This is a genomic window from Pseudomonas fulva, assembly GCF_023517795.1.
GTDB lineage: Bacteria > Pseudomonadota > Gammaproteobacteria > Pseudomonadales > Pseudomonadaceae > Aquipseudomonas > Aquipseudomonas fulva_D.
The window spans coordinates 1173677-1186811 of sequence record NZ_CP082928.1 but is presented as its reverse complement, the minus strand read 5'-3'; the positions used below and the strand labels follow the sequence as shown (position 1 = coordinate 1186811).

Annotated in this window: 12 protein-coding genes and 2 tRNA genes; 13 read left to right on the top strand and 1 reads right to left on the bottom strand. The window is 62.7% G+C overall.

Annotation, left to right across the window (positions count from 1 at the left end; translation table 11 throughout):
* The first annotated feature begins 4 nt into the window (after positions 1 to 4).
* Genes carB through K8U54_RS05355 form a run of 3 tightly spaced genes read left to right on the top strand, consistent with a single transcriptional unit; the run spans position 5 to position 4132 of the window.
* Complete coding sequence (gene carB / locus K8U54_RS05365) at positions 5 to 3226, top strand: carbamoyl-phosphate synthase large subunit (protein WP_249909192.1); 3222 nt, start codon at positions 5 to 7, stop codon at positions 3224 to 3226.
* Complete coding sequence (gene greA / locus K8U54_RS05360; RefSeq protein WP_070884261.1) at positions 3223 to 3699, top strand: transcription elongation factor GreA; 477 nt, start codon at positions 3223 to 3225, stop codon at positions 3697 to 3699. The genes carB and greA overlap by 4 nt, the downstream gene beginning before the upstream one ends.
* Positions 3677 to 4132, top strand: a complete 456-nt coding sequence (locus tag K8U54_RS05355) for a DUF4149 domain-containing protein (RefSeq protein WP_249909191.1) — start codon at positions 3677 to 3679, stop codon at positions 4130 to 4132. Before greA ends, K8U54_RS05355 begins: the two co-directional genes overlap by 23 nt.
* A gap of 9 nt (positions 4133 to 4141) precedes the next feature.
* Here the strand turns inward: K8U54_RS05355 and yhbY are convergent, their stop codons facing one another.
* On the bottom strand, positions 4142 to 4453 hold the full coding sequence (gene yhbY, locus K8U54_RS05350; RefSeq protein ID WP_249909190.1) for a ribosome assembly RNA-binding protein YhbY: 312 nt from the start codon (positions 4451 to 4453) through the stop codon (positions 4142 to 4144).
* Between the two features lie 97 nt (positions 4454 to 4550).
* Between yhbY and rlmE the strand changes: the two genes are divergently transcribed.
* From rlmE to nusA, 10 genes are all read left to right on the top strand, one after another.
* Positions 4551 to 5183 carry a 23S rRNA (uridine(2552)-2'-O)-methyltransferase RlmE gene (rlmE, locus tag K8U54_RS05345; RefSeq protein ID WP_249909189.1) on the top strand — a complete coding sequence of 211 codons (633 nt, stop codon included), beginning with the start codon at positions 4551 to 4553 and terminating at the stop codon, positions 5181 to 5183.
* Between the two features lie 187 nt (positions 5184 to 5370).
* Complete coding sequence (gene ftsH, locus K8U54_RS05340) at positions 5371 to 7287, top strand: ATP-dependent zinc metalloprotease FtsH (protein WP_249909188.1); 1917 nt, start codon at positions 5371 to 5373, stop codon at positions 7285 to 7287.
* 9 nt (positions 7288 to 7296) lie between these two features.
* Positions 7297 to 8148, top strand: coding sequence for a dihydropteroate synthase (folP, locus tag K8U54_RS05335; protein WP_249909187.1), 852 nt, complete (start codon positions 7297 to 7299; stop codon positions 8146 to 8148).
* A 22-nt stretch (positions 8149 to 8170) separates the two neighbouring features.
* Positions 8171 to 9508 carry a phosphoglucosamine mutase gene (gene glmM / locus K8U54_RS05330; protein ID WP_249909186.1) on the top strand — a complete coding sequence of 446 codons (1338 nt, stop codon included), beginning with the start codon at positions 8171 to 8173 and terminating at the stop codon, positions 9506 to 9508.
* 65 nt (positions 9509 to 9573) lie between these two features.
* Entirely contained in the window at positions 9574 to 10329 is a 756-nt protein-coding gene (gene tpiA / locus K8U54_RS05325; protein WP_249909185.1) for a triose-phosphate isomerase, read from the top strand.
* 4 nt (positions 10330 to 10333) lie between these two features.
* Positions 10334 to 10723, top strand: a complete 390-nt coding sequence (gene secG, locus K8U54_RS05320; protein WP_249909184.1) for a preprotein translocase subunit SecG — start codon at positions 10334 to 10336, stop codon at positions 10721 to 10723.
* Between the two features lie 11 nt (positions 10724 to 10734).
* Positions 10735 to 10820 (top strand) — tRNA-Leu (locus tag K8U54_RS05315).
* Between the two features lie 97 nt (positions 10821 to 10917).
* Positions 10918 to 10993: transfer RNA gene (locus K8U54_RS05310), tRNA-Met, on the top strand.
* A gap of 126 nt (positions 10994 to 11119) precedes the next feature.
* Positions 11120 to 11578 carry a ribosome maturation factor RimP gene (gene rimP / locus K8U54_RS05305; RefSeq protein ID WP_013792672.1) on the top strand — a complete coding sequence of 153 codons (459 nt, stop codon included), beginning with the start codon at positions 11120 to 11122 and terminating at the stop codon, positions 11576 to 11578.
* A gap of 63 nt (positions 11579 to 11641) precedes the next feature.
* Entirely contained in the window at positions 11642 to 13123 is a 1482-nt protein-coding gene (nusA, locus tag K8U54_RS05300) for a transcription termination factor NusA (protein WP_249909183.1), read from the top strand.
* Positions 13124 to 13135 lie beyond the last annotated feature (12 nt).

The following is a 13135-nucleotide window of genomic DNA, read 5'->3' as shown; positions in this document are numbered from 1 at the left end:
GAACATGCCAAAACGTACAGACATCAAAAGTATCCTGATCCTCGGCGCCGGCCCCATCGTCATCGGCCAGGCGTGCGAGTTCGACTATTCCGGCGCCCAGGCCTGCAAGGCCCTGCGCGAGGAAGGTTTCCGCGTCATCCTGGTGAACTCCAACCCGGCCACCATCATGACCGACCCGGCCATGGCCGACGCCACCTACATCGAGCCGATCAAGTGGGCCACCGTGGCCAAGATCATCGAGAAGGAGCGCCCCGACGCCCTGCTGCCGACCATGGGCGGCCAGACCGCGCTGAACTGTGCGCTGGATCTGGAGCGTCACGGCGTGCTGGAGAAGTTCGGCGTCGAGATGATCGGTGCCAATGCCGACACCATCGACAAGGCCGAAGACCGCTCGCGCTTCGACAAGGCCATGAAGGACATCGGCCTGGCCTGCCCGGTCTCGGGTATCGCCCACAGCATGGAAGAAGCCTACGGCGTGCTGGAGAAGGTCGGCTTCCCGTGCATCATCCGTCCGAGCTTCACCATGGGCGGCACCGGCGGCGGCATCGCCTATAACCGTGAAGAGTTCGAGGAGATCTGCACCCGGGGTCTGGACCTGTCGCCGACCAACGAGCTGCTGATCGACGAGTCGCTGATCGGCTGGAAGGAATACGAGATGGAGGTGGTCCGCGACAAGAAGGACAACTGCATCATCGTCTGCTCCATCGAGAACTTCGACCCGATGGGCGTGCACACCGGTGACTCGATCACCGTGGCCCCGGCCCAGACCCTGACCGACAAGGAATACCAGATCCTGCGCAACGCCTCCCTGGCGGTGCTGCGCGAGATCGGCGTGGAAACCGGCGGCTCCAACGTGCAGTTCGGCATCTGCCCGAACACCGGGCGCATGGTGGTCATCGAGATGAACCCGCGGGTATCGCGCTCGTCGGCCCTGGCCTCCAAGGCCACCGGTTTCCCGATCGCCAAGATCGCCGCCAAGCTGGCCGTGGGTTACACCCTCGACGAGCTGCAGAACGACATCACCGGCGGTCGTACCCCGGCCTCGTTCGAGCCGGCCATCGATTACGTGGTGACCAAGATCCCGCGTTTCGCCTTCGAGAAATTCCCCAACGCCGACGCCCGCCTGACCACGCAGATGAAATCCGTCGGTGAGGTCATGGCCATTGGTCGCACCTTCCAGGAATCCCTGCACAAGGCGCTGCGCGGGCTGGAAGTCGGCGTCGCCGGCTTCGATCCGAAGCTCGATCCGGCTGACCCGGAAGCCGAAAGTACCCTCAAGCGCGAGCTGATCGTGCCGGGCGCCGACCGCATCTGGTACGTGGCCGACGCCTTCCGTGCCGGCAAGAGCGTCGAGGAAGTGTTCGAGCTGACCCGCATCGACGAATGGTTCCTGGTGCAGATCGAAGACCTGGTCAAGGACGAGCAGCGTATCCAGACCCTGGGCCTGTCGAGCATCGACCGCGACCTGATGTTCAGCCTCAAGCGCAAGGGCTTCTCCGATGCGCGCCTGGCCGCGCTGCTCGGCGTCACCGAGAAGAACCTGCGCAGCCACCGCCACAAGCTCAAGGTGCTGCCGGTCTACAAGCGCGTCGACACCTGCGCCGCCGAGTTCGCCACCGATACCGCCTACATGTACTCGACCTACGAGGAAGAGTGCGAGGCCAACGCCAGCGGCCGCGACAAGATCATGATCCTCGGCGGTGGCCCGAACCGCATCGGCCAGGGCATCGAGTTCGACTACTGCTGCGTACACGCCGCGCTGGCCATGCGGGAAGACGGCTACGAGACCATCATGGTCAACTGCAACCCGGAAACCGTCTCCACCGACTACGACACCTCCGATCGCCTGTACTTCGAGCCGGTGACCCTGGAAGACGTGCTGGAAATCGTCCGCGTCGAGCAGCCCAAGGGCGTGATCGTCCAGTACGGCGGCCAGACCCCGCTGAAGCTGTGCCGTGCCCTGGAAGAAGCCGGCGTGCCGATCATCGGCACCAGCCCGGACGCCATCGACCGTGCCGAAGACCGTGAGCGTTTCCAGCAGATGGTGCAGCGCCTCGGCCTGCGTCAGCCGGCCAACGCCACCGCGCGCAGCGAAGAGGAAGCGCTGACCCTGTCCAAGAACATCGGTTATCCGATGGTGGTGCGTCCGTCCTACGTACTGGGCGGCCGGGCGATGGAAATCGTCTACCAGGAAGAAGAACTCAAGCGCTACATGCGCGAAGCGGTGAAGGTGTCCAACGACAGCCCGGTACTGCTCGACCGTTTCCTCAACTGCGCCATCGAGGTGGACGTGGATGCGGTCAGCGACGGCGAAACCGTGGTGATCGGCGCCATCATGCAGCACATCGAGCAGGCCGGCGTGCACTCCGGTGACTCGGCGTGCTCGCTGCCGCCGTACTCGCTGCCGGCGCACATCCAGGACGAGATCCGCGACCAGGTCAAGAAGATGGCCCTGGAACTGGGCGTCATCGGCCTGATGAACGTGCAGATGGCCGTGCAGGGCGAGGACATCTACGTGATCGAGGTCAACCCGCGGGCCTCGCGTACCGTGCCGTTCGTGTCCAAGTGCATAGGCGAGTCGCTGGCCAAGGTCGCGGCCCGCGTGATGGCCGGCAAGACCCTGAGCGAGCTGGGCTTCACCCAGGAAATCATCCCGCCGTTCTTCAGCGTCAAGGAAGCGGTGTTCCCGTTCAACAAGTTCCCGGGCGTCGACCCGATCCTCGGCCCGGAAATGAAGTCCACCGGTGAGGTGATGGGCGTCGGTGACAGCTTCGGCGAAGCCTTCGCCAAGGCGCAGATGGGGGCCAGCGAGATCCTGCCGAATGCCGGCGTGGCCTTCATCAGCGTCCGTGAAGACGACAAGCCGGAAGCCATTCAGGTCGCTCGCGATCTGGTCGCCCTGGGCTTCGAGGTGGTCGCCACCGCCGGCACCGCCAAGGTGATCGAGGCCGCCGGCCTGCCGGTCCGTCGGGTGAACAAGGTGACCGAGGGTCGCCCGCACGTGGTCGACATGATCAAGAACGACGAAGTCACCCTGATCATCAATACCACCGAAGGCCGTCAGTCCATCGCGGACTCCTACTCCATCCGTCGTAACGCTCTGCAGCACAAGATCTACTGCACCACCACCATCGCGGCGGGGCAGGCGGTCTGCGAGGCGCTCAAGTTCGGTCCCGAGAAGACCGTGCGCCGTCTGCAGGATCTGCATGCAGGAATCAACGCATGAACAAGTACCCCATGACCGTCCAGGGCGCCCGCGCCCTGGAAGAAGAGCTGGCGCACCTGACCAAGGTGCGTCGCCCGGCGCTCAGCCAGGCGATCGCCGAAGCCCGTGAGCTGGGTGACCTCAAGGAAAACGCCGAATACCATGCCGCCCGCGAGGAGCAGGGCATGGTCGAGGCGCGCGTACGTGATATCGAGGGTCGCCTGCAGAATGCGGTGATCATCGACGTCACCACCATCGCCCATACCGGCAAGGTGATCTTCGGCACCACCGTGGAAATCGCCAACGTCGAGACCGACGAGAGCGTCACCTACCAGATCGTTGGCGAAGACGAAGCCGACATCAAGCAGGGCAAGCTTTCCGTGGGTTCGCCCATCGCCCGCGCCCTGGTGGGCAAGAGCGAAGGTGACGTGGTCGGCGTCAACACGCCCAGCGGCCTGGTCGAGTACGAGATTGTCGAAGTTCGCCACGTCTGATCGGTCGGCTGCGCGTGACAGCACAGCCAGCGCCTGGGTGCTGCTGCAGACCTTCTGGGTCGGCGGCATCTGGACGTTGCACTTTCTGGTGCTGCCGGGGCTGGCGAGTGTCGGCCTGGCGTCCTTGCTGATCGAGGAAGTGGCGCGCACCCTGGTGCCGCAGATGGTCGGCATCACGCTGGGCGCAGTGCTGCTGCAGGCTGTGCTGCTGGTGCGACGGTGTGGCGTGCCGGCGCTGTGGCGAGCGCGTAGCGGGCAGTTGCTGCTCGCGGTGCTGGTCGTCTCGCTGGCCTTTATGGTTTCGCTGGTGTACTGGCCGCAGGCGCTGCGCTGGCAGCTGTTCTGCTACCTGCTGCTGGCGTTCTTCGGGGTATTGCTGGTGTTGCAGCCCGTGCCTGGCAAGGCCATGGCAGCCGACCCGCAGGTCGGCTGAATACCTGAATCAGCCCTGGTAGCGGCTGATGTTGGACAGGTTGCGATTGGCCTTGGGGTTCTTGCGGTACAGCAGCGCCATCTTGCCGATGATCTGCGCCAGTTCGGCCCTGCTGGCCTTGCACAGTTCATCGATCACCGCCAGGCGGTCGTCGCGCTCGGTGACACGCACCTGGATCTTGATCAGCTCATGGTCGTTCAGCGCGCGCTCGAGCTCGGCCAGTACGCCTTCGGTAACACCGTTGTCGGCGACGATCAATACCGGTTTCAGGTGGTGGCCGATAGATTTGAACTGTTTCTTCTGCTCTTGAGTGAGCGGCATAATCTGAACCCTGCGTATTAATCTGGGAAAGCGGGCTATTTTAACCGAGCCGCCCGAGGCCCGCCCAGTTATTCATTCTGTTCTCTCGAGGTGTTGTGTGGCCCGTTCCAAGACCAGCCAGCGTTGGCTGAAAGAGCATTTCGACGATCCGTACGTCAAAATGGCGCAAAAGGACGGCTACCGTTCACGTGCCAGCTACAAGCTGTTGGAAGTGCAGGAGAAGGATCGCATCCTGCGCCCCGGCATGACCGTGGTCGACCTCGGCGCCGCGCCGGGTGGCTGGTCCCAGGTCACGAGCCGAGTGATCGGCGACAAGGGGCGACTGATCGCCTCCGACATCCTGGAGATGGACAGCATCCCGGACGTCACCTTCATTCAGGGCGACTTCACCGACGACGCGGTGTTCGCCCGGATTCTCGAGGCCATCGACAATAATCCCGTCGACCTTGTGATTTCCGATATGGCCCCCAATATGAGTGGGGTGAGGGCCGCCGATCAGCCGCGTGCCATGTACCTGTGCGAGCTGGCGCTGGATCTGGCCGGCCGGGTGCTCAAGCCCGGCGGCGACTTCCTGATCAAGATCTTCCAGGGCGAGGGTTTCGACGAGTACCACAAGGAGGTGCGCCGTCAGTTCGACAAGGTGCAGATGCGCAAACCCCTGTCGTCCCGTGATCGCTCCCGCGAGCAGTATTTGCTGGCCCGAGGCTTCAAGGGCCAAAGTGTCGAGTAAAACCAATGGCGTGGTTGTCAGTCCAAGCAAAGACGCGCATCGTAATGGGCAGATGTCTCATAAAGGGTTACAGACGGTGTCAGCCATGAGCGGGCGTTTGTAGTAAGTTAGATCGGTTTATAACTGGTCGTCATGCGAAGCACGCTTCGGCAAGGGGCCTGCTTCAGAGGGTAGCTAATTGAACGACATGGCAAAGAATCTGATCCTGTGGCTGATCATCGCCGCCGTCCTCGTCACGGTGATGAACAACTTCTCGAGCCCCAGCGAGACCAACAAGCTCAACTACTCGCAATTCATCGAGCAGGTGCAGAGCGGCGGGGTCAAGCGCGTCACCGTCGATGGCTACATCATCAGCGGCATGCGTTCCGACGGCTCCTCGTTCGAGACCGTGCGCCCGGCGATCCAGGACAATGGCCTGATCAAGGACCTGATGGACAACAACGTCGAGATCGTCGGCAAGCAGCCCGAGCAGCAGAGCATTTGGACCCAGCTGCTGGTCGCCAGCTTCCCGATTCTGGTGATCATCGCCGTGTTCATGTTCTTCATGCGCCAGATGCAGGGCGGCGCCGGCGGCAAGGGCGGGCCGATGAGCTTCGGCAAGTCCAAGGCGCGCCTGCTCTCCGAAGATCAGGTCAAGACCACCTTCGCCGACGTCGCCGGTTGCGACGAGGCCAAGGAAGAAGTCAGCGAGCTGGTCGAGTTCCTGCGCGATCCGGGCAAATTCCAGCGCCTGGGTGGCCGCATCCCCCGTGGCGTGCTGATGGTCGGCTCGCCGGGTACCGGTAAGACCCTGCTGGCCAAGGCGGTTGCCGGCGAAGCCAAGGTACCGTTCTTCACCATTTCCGGCTCCGACTTCGTCGAGATGTTCGTCGGTGTCGGCGCCTCCCGCGTGCGCGACATGTTCGAGCAGGCCAAGAAGCACGCGCCGTGCATCATCTTCATCGACGAGATCGACGCCGTCGGTCGCCACCGTGGCGCCGGCATGGGCGGCGGTCATGACGAGCGCGAACAGACCCTCAACCAGTTGCTGGTGGAGATGGATGGCTTCGAAATGAACGATGGCATCATCGTCATTGCCGCTACCAACCGTCCCGACGTGCTCGACCAGGCGCTGCTGCGTCCGGGCCGTTTCGACCGTCAGGTGGTCGTCGGCCTGCCGGACATCCGTGGCCGCGAGCAGATTCTCAACGTGCACATGCGCAAGATCCCCATGGGTGAAGACGTCAAGGCGGCGGTCATCGCCCGTGGTACGCCGGGCTTCTCCGGTGCCGACCTGGCCAACCTGGTCAACGAGGCCTCGCTGTTCGCCGCCCGGGCCGGCAAGCGCCTGGTGGAAATGAAGGAATTCGAGCTGGCCAAGGACAAGATCATGATGGGCGCCGAGCGCAAGACCATGGTCATGTCCGACAAGGAGAAGCTCAACACCGCCTATCACGAGGCCGGCCACGCCATCGTCGGTCGTCTGGTGCCCGAGCACGATCCGGTCTACAAGGTCACCATCATTCCCCGCGGCCGCGCCCTGGGCGTGACCATGTTCCTGCCCGAGGAAGATCGCTACAGCCTCAGCAAGCGTGCACTGACCAGTCAGATCTGCTCGCTGTACGGCGGCCGTATCGCCGAAGAGATGACCCTGGGCTTCGATGGCGTCACCACGGGGGCGTCCAACGACATCATGCGTGCCAGCCAGATCGCGCGCAACATGGTCACCAAGTGGGGTTTGTCCGAGAAGTTGGGTCCGCTGCTGTACGCCGAAGATGACGATCAGCCGTTCCTGCGGGGCGGTGGTGGCTCCTCCGGTGCCAGCGTATCGGGCGAAACGGCCAAGCTGATCGACTCCGAAGTGCGGGCGATCATCGACAACTGCTACAACACCGCCAAGCAGATCCTGACCGACAACCGCGACAAGCTCGACGCCATGGCCGAAGCGCTGATGAAATTCGAGACCATCGATATCGATCAGATCGACGACATCATGAGCGGCCGTACCGTGCGCGAGCCGAAGGACTGGACCGGCGGCGGCAACGATGCCGGCAAGCCATCTGCCAAGCCTGACGAAGCGGATCGTCCCGAGAAGCCCATCGGCGGTCCTGCTGCCGAGGTATAAAACCGTCACATGTCTCTAGTGCAAAAAAACAACCGGCTGCCCTGTGGCAGCCGGTTTCTTGATTTGGGCCATCCGCAAGTGATGGGCATCCTCAACGTCACCCCCGACTCCTTTTCCGATGGTGGTCGCTTCGCCTTGCGCGATGCGGCGTTGCGGCATGCCGAAGGCATGGTGCGCGCCGGCGCGACACTGATCGATATCGGCGGCGAGTCAACGCGCCCCGGTGCGGCCCCGGTGTCGGTGGCCGAAGAGCTGGAGCGTGTCGCGCCGATGGTGGAAGCGGTCGCTGCCGAGCTGGACGTGATCATTTCCGTGGATACCTCCACCCCCGAGGTGATGCGCGAGTCGGCTCGGCTCGGTGCCGGTATGATCAACGACGTGCGCTCGCTGCAGCGCGAGGGCGCCCTGCAGGCGGCTGCCGAGAGTGGTCTGCCGGTTTGCCTGATGCACATGCGTGGCGAACCCACGACCATGCAGCAAAGCCCCCGGTACGATGACGTGCTGGAAGCGGTGGCCGACTTTCTGCGCGAGCGCCTGGCGGTCTGCGAGGCGGCCGGCATCGCGGCGCAGCGTATCGTGCTCGATCCGGGTTTCGGCTTCGCCAAGACGCTGGAGCATAATCTCAGCCTGTTCAGGCGCATGCCGGCGCTGCAGGCTTTTGGTCTGCCGCTGCTGGTCGGCGTCTCGCGCAAGAGTATGATTGGCGCCGTGCTGGGCCGCGAAGTCGACGGTCGGCTGTACGGCAGCCTGGCCCTGGCGGCGTTGGCGGTCGCCAAGGGGGCGCATATCCTGCGGGTGCACGATGTGGCGGAAACCGTCGACGTGGTGCGCATGGTCGCTGCGGTCGAAGCGGCGCAGTAAACAGAAAAAGGGAGTTGTCGTTTTGAGTCGCAAGTATTTTGGCACCGACGGTATCCGTGGGCGCGTCGGTCAGTACCCCATTACCCCGGATTTCATGCTCAAGCTGGGCTGGGCCGCCGGCATGGCGTTTCGCAAGCAGGGCAAGTGCCGCATCCTGATTGGCAAGGACACGCGTATCTCCGGCTACATGTTCGAGTCGGCACTGGAGGCTGGGCTCTCTGCGGCCGGTGCTGACGTCATGCTGCTGGGGCCTATGCCGACGCCGGCGATCGCCTACCTGACGCGCACCTTCCATGCCGAGGCGGGTATCGTCATCAGCGCCTCGCACAACCCGCACCACGACAACGGCATCAAGTTCTTCTCGGGGCAGGGCACCAAGCTGCCCGATGAAGTCGAGCTGATGATCGAGGAACTGCTCGACGCGCCGATGACCGTGGTCGAGTCCGAGCAGCTCGGCAAGGTGTCGCGTATCAACGACGCCGCGGGTCGCTATATCGAGTTCTGCAAGAGCAGCGTGCCGACCAGTACCGACTTCTCCGGCCTGAAAATCGTGCTCGACTGCGCCCACGGCGCGGCCTACAAGGTGGCGCCGGCGGTATTCCAGGAGCTGGGTGCCGAGGTGTCGGTGCTGTCGGCCCAGCCCAACGGGCTGAATATCAACGCCGATTGCGGCTCCACCCATATCGAGAACCTGCAGGCCGAAGTCACGGCGCGCCATGCCGACCTGGGTATCGCCTTCGACGGCGATGCCGATCGGGTGTTGATGGTCGACCATACCGGTGCGGTGGTGGATGGTGACGAGCTGCTGTTCATCATCGCCCGCGATCTGCAGGCCCGCGGCAAGCTGCAGGGCGGCGTGGTCGGCACGCTGATGAGCAACCTGGGTCTGGAGCTCGCGCTCAAGGAACTGGACATCCCCTTCGTGCGCGCCAATGTCGGCGACCGTTACGTGATCGCCGAGCTGCTCGAACGTGGCTGGCAGGTGGGCGGAGAAAATTCCGGGCACCTGGTGTGCTTCCAGCACGTGACGACCGGTGATGCCATCGTCGCCGCGCTGCAGGTGCTGCTGGCCATTCGTCGCCGCGATCAGAGCCTGGCCGAAGCGCGCCAGGGGCTGCGCAAGTGCCCGCAAGTGTTGGTCAATGTGCGTTTCGGCGGAGGTATCGATCCGCTCAAGCATCCCGATGTACAGGCTGCCAGCGACAGCGTGACCCAGCGCATGGCCGGCCGCGGCCGCGTGCTGCTGCGCAAGTCCGGCACCGAGCCGCTGGTGCGGGTGATGGTCGAAGGCGAGGAGGAAACCCAGGTTCGCGCCTATGCCGATGAATTGGCTGAAATTGTCTCGCGCGTCTGTGCTTGATTCGGCTTGCCAGTCCCCAAGCGGTTGGGTAACATCTGCGCCCTCTTTGACCAACGAGGTAAAGCATGCGTCGCTCAATGGTTGCTGGTAACTGGAAAATGCACGGTACCCGCGCCAGTGTCGCAGAGCTGATCGATGGTCTGGGTCGGCAGGCGCTGCCTGCCGACGTCGAGGTTGCAGTGTTTCCTGTCAGCGTGCACCTCGGTCAGGTTGTCGAGGGGCTCGCTGGTCGTGCGGTGTCGGTAGGCGCCCAGGACTGTGCGGTCGAAGCCGGGCAGGGCGCATTGACTGGAGAAGTGTCGAGCGAGCAGCTGCGCGATGCGGGTTGCAGGCTGGTCTTGGTCGGTCATTCCGAGCGTCGCCTGATTCTGGGTGACAGCGATGAGCAGGTCGTGCGCAAGTTCGCGGCGGCTCAGTTCAACGGGCTGGTGCCGGTGCTGTGCGTCGGGGAGACCCTGGAGCAGCGCGAGGCGGGCGAAACCCTCAAGGTGGTTGCCGGTCAGCTCGACAGTGTGATCGAGGCGCTGGGTGTTGCGGTGCTGTCGAGTGCGGTGGTGGCGTACGAGCCGGTCTGGGCCATTGGCACCGGGCTGACGGCAACGCCTCAGCAGGCGCAGGATGTACATGCGGCAATTCGCGCGCAGGTCGCTGCGAAAGACCCGCAGGTGGCAAGTGGTTTGAGAATTCTTTATGGCGGCAGCGTCAAGGCCGCCAATGCAGCCGAGCTTTTCGGCATGCCTGATATCGATGGGGGGCTTGTGGGTGGAGCCTCTCTGAATTCGGATGAGTTCGGTGCGATCTGTCGCGCTGCAGGAAACTAAGAATATGCTGGAAACAGGCGTTGTAGTTCTTCATCTGCTGGCAGCGATCGGTGTGGTTGTGCTGGTTCTGCTGCAGCAGGGTAAAGGTGCCGATGCAGGTGCTTCGTTTGGTGCGGGTGCGTCCAATACCGTTTTCGGTAGTCAAGGAAGCACTACCTTTCTGAGCCGAGTTACTGCTATACTCGCCGCCAGTTTTTTCATTACCAGCTTGGGGTTAGCGTATTTTGCTAATCAAAAGTCTGATACACTGGGTCAGGCTGGTTTGCCAGATCCGGCAGTGATGGAAGTGCCGCAGGGCAACAAGCCTGCAGAAGATGTACCGGTGCTTGAGCAGCAACAGCAGGCGCCAACTTCGGGTGAGCAAGACGTACCTCAGGCTCCCGAAGCGCAGTAAGTGTCAAATTTGCCGAGGTGGTGGAATTGGTAGACACGCTACCTTGAGGTGGTAGTGGCCATAGGCTGTAGGGGTTCGAGTCCCCTTCTCGGTACCAATTGAACGGAACAGCCCGCTGCATGCGGGCTTTTCTGTATCTGGGGGTTGGTTGACCTGTATGGCGGTTCAGCCTTATAATCCGCTCCCAGTTTTAGCGCGGGGTGAACAGTCCGGTAGCTCGTCGGGCTCATAACCCGAAGGTCGTTGGCTCAAGTCCATCCCCCGCAGCCAGTTGTCACTGAGCCCCTTTCAAGGGGCTTTTTGTTAGCTGGCAGACAGATTTCCCGCCGTCTGGGCGGTCTTGTAGATGGGCGTTTCGCCCATTTTTTATTTGCACAGCATGCGCGAGGGGTTCAGGTGTCGAGCAAGCTAGAACAGTTGCAGGCCTTGGTGGCCCCGGTAGTCGAAGCGCTTGGCTACGAATGCTGGGGTATCGAGTTCCTGTCTCAGGGGCGGCATTCGCTGCTGCGTATCTACATCGATCATGCCGACGGCATTCTCATCGACGACTGCGAGAAGGTCAGCCGGCAGATCAGCGGCGTTCTCGACGTCGAGGATCCCATCAGTGCGGAGTACACCCTCGAGGTGTCGTCGCCCGGTATGGATCGGCCACTGTTCACGTTGGCCCAGTTCGCCAGTCACGTCGGCGAGCAGGTGAAAATCAAGTTGCGCTCACCGTTCGAAGGGCGCCGCAACTTTCAGGGTCTGCTCCGCGGTGTGGAGGAAGAGGACGTGGTGGTGCAGGTGGATGACCACGAGTTTCTTTTGCCGATCGATATGATCGACAAGGCCAACATTATCCCCCGATTTGATTGAGACACGGATCCTGCGGGATCGGAATGTGTCGATCCCAATGGATTGCGAAAGGCGAGGCGTACGATGAGCAAAGAAGTACTGCTGGTTGTTGAGTCGGTATCCAATGAAAAGGGCGTACCGGCCGCTGTGATTTTCGAGGCGCTGGAGTTGGCGCTGGCCACGGCGACCAAGAAACGTTTTGAAGATGAAGTCGAACTGCGGGTGGCGATCAACCGCCAGAGTGGTAGCTACGAGACCTTCCGCTGCTGGACCGTGGTCGACGAGGAAAACTTCGAGGATCCGGCGCACCAGGTAACGACTGACATGCCGCGTGCGGTCGAGGCCAACGCCAAGGTCGGCGATGTACTCGAGGAGAAGATCGAGTCCATCGAATTCGGGCGTATCGCTGCGCAGACCGCCAAGCAGGTCATCGTGCAGAAGGTGCGTGAAGCCGAGCGCGCCCAGGTCGTCGAAGCCTATCGCGAGCGCCTGGGTGAGATCATCGCCGGTACTGTCAAGAAGGTTACCCGCGACAACGTCATCGTCGACCTGGGCGCCAACGCCGAGGCTCTGCTGGCTCGCGAAGACATCATCCCGCGTGAGACCTTCCGTGTCGGCGTGCGCCTGCGTGCGCTGCTCAAGGAAATCCGCACCGAGAACCGCGGCCCTCAGCTGATCCTGTCGCGTACCGCGCCGGAAATGCTGATCGAGCTGTTCCGCATCGAGGTGCCGGAGATCGCCGAAGGCCTCATCGAAGTCAAGGCCGCCTCCCGTGACCCGGGTTCGCGCGCCAAGATCGCGGTACGTTCCAAGGACAAGCGCATCGACCCGCAAGGCGCCTGCATCGGCATGCGCGGCTCGCGCGTTCAGGCGGTTTCCGGCGAACTGGTCGGTGAGCGTGTGGATATCGTGCTGTGGGACGACAACCCGGCGCAGTTCGTCATCAACGCCATGTCGCCGGCTGAAGTCGCGGCGATCATCGTCGATGAGGATGCCCACGCCATGGACATCGCCGTTGGCGAGGACAACCTGGCCCAGGCCATCGGCCGTGGTGGTCAGAACGTGCGCCTGGCCAGTCAGTTGACCGGCTGGACGTTGAACGTGATGACCGAGGCGGACATCCAGGCCAAGCAGCAGGCCGAGACCGGCGATATCCTGCAGGGCTTCATCGACGAGCTGGAAGTCGACGAAGAACTGGCCCAGGTGCTGGTCGAAGAGGGCTTCACCAGCCTGGAAGAAATCGCCTACGTGCCGATGGAAGAGATGCTCAGCATCGACGGTTTCGACGAGGAAATCGTCAACGAACTGCGCTCTCGGGCGAAGGATCGTTTGCTGACCAAGGCCATCGCCACGGAAGAAAAACTGGCAGACGCCCAGCCAGCCGAAGACCTCCTCGAAGTCGAGGGTATGGACAAAGGCCTGGCGCAGGAACTGGCAGTACGCGGGGTGGTTACCCGTGAAGACCTGGCCGAGCAGTCGATCGACGACCTGCTCGACATCGACGGCATCGACGAAGAGCGTGCCGGCAAGCTGATCATGGCCGCCCGAGCCCATTGGTTCGAGTAAGTTTTACGGCCT